The organism is Salinispora goodfellowii (assembly GCF_059570675.1).
In genome coordinates, this window is the sequence record NZ_JCANTD010000071.1 from 1 (window position 1) to 1137 (window position 1137).

Sequence of the window (1137 nt, forward strand, 5' to 3'; positions counted from 1 at the left end):
GGTGTTGTCGCCGTTGGAGGCGGTGCCGGTGCCGGCGACGGTGGAGGCGACGTGGGTGCCGTGTCCGTGTGGGTCGGTGGTGTCTTCGTCTGGGACGAAGCTGACCGTGTCCTGGATTTGATCAGTCAGGTCGGGGTGGGTGGGGTCGATGCCGCTGTCGAGGACGGCGACGGTGACGCCGTCGCCGTCGTAGCCGGCGTCCCAGGCTTCGGGGGCGCCGATCTGGGGGACGCTTTCGGCGAGGGTGCCGGCTACCTGGCCGTCGAGCCAGAGCTTGGTAACGCCGGTGCTTTCGTGGTTCACCTCGGTGGTGAGGGTGGTCCAGAGGGTGCGGGTGTCTTCCTTGTCGGTGGTGAGGGCGTGGCCGTTGATGGCGGGTAGGTCGTGGGTGAGGGTGGTGGCGGCCGGTGCGGTGGTGGTGCGGGCGCTGGTTTCGGGATAGGTGGCGATCAGCGGTATGTCGCTCGTGTCAGCGTCGCCGTAGCCCATCTCGATCAGGTCGGTGACGTTGAACAGTCGTTGGTCGAGTCGGTCGTCGGCGAGTAGGGGTTTGGCTTCGTCGGGTAGCACGTACAGGTCGTCGCCGTGTTGTTGGACGGTGAAGCCGCCGGTGGCGTCGTCTGGCTGGTCAACTTCGGTGAGGGTTTTGCCGTCGGCGAGGGTGCGGACGGTGACGACGTCGCCGGTGACCAGGGTGACGGTGTGCGCCTCCGGGATGCTGCCAGGTGTGGCGACGGTGCGGGTGTCGGTGATCGTGCCCCCGGCTGTGGTTGTCGGGGGTGGCCCGGCGGTCGCGGCAGCCGGATTGATCGCGGCGGCGGAGGCCGTAATCATCCCGGCTGCCACGACGGCGGCGATCAGCCGCCGCCGTGACCCGCCAGTGGTGAAGGGTCCTGGATGGGAAGACATGGCATGGTTCTTACCGTTGATCACCCGTCGAATGAACAGCTGGCGACCGGCGGGAAACCGCCACGACATCACTCCGCCACCGGGTAACGGTGACGGAGCATCGTCATCTGCGTTGGGTTGGGGCCCGGCGGGGTCCCCGGAGCGTTGGCGGTCCGGGGACCCCGCCGTTGGCGGTGGTCAGCGTAGGCCGTAGGCGCGGATGAGTTCTTGGTGGATGGCGAAGCCGGT

Annotated in this window: 1 protein-coding gene; it reads right to left on the reverse strand. The window is 68.1% G+C overall.

Annotated elements, in window-relative coordinates; all coding sequences use genetic code 11:
• Window positions 1–909 (reverse strand): S8 family serine peptidase (locus T398_RS26495; RefSeq protein WP_496450532.1); only part of this gene is annotated, 909 nt, incomplete at its 3' end.
• Window positions 910–1137 lie beyond the last annotated feature (228 nt).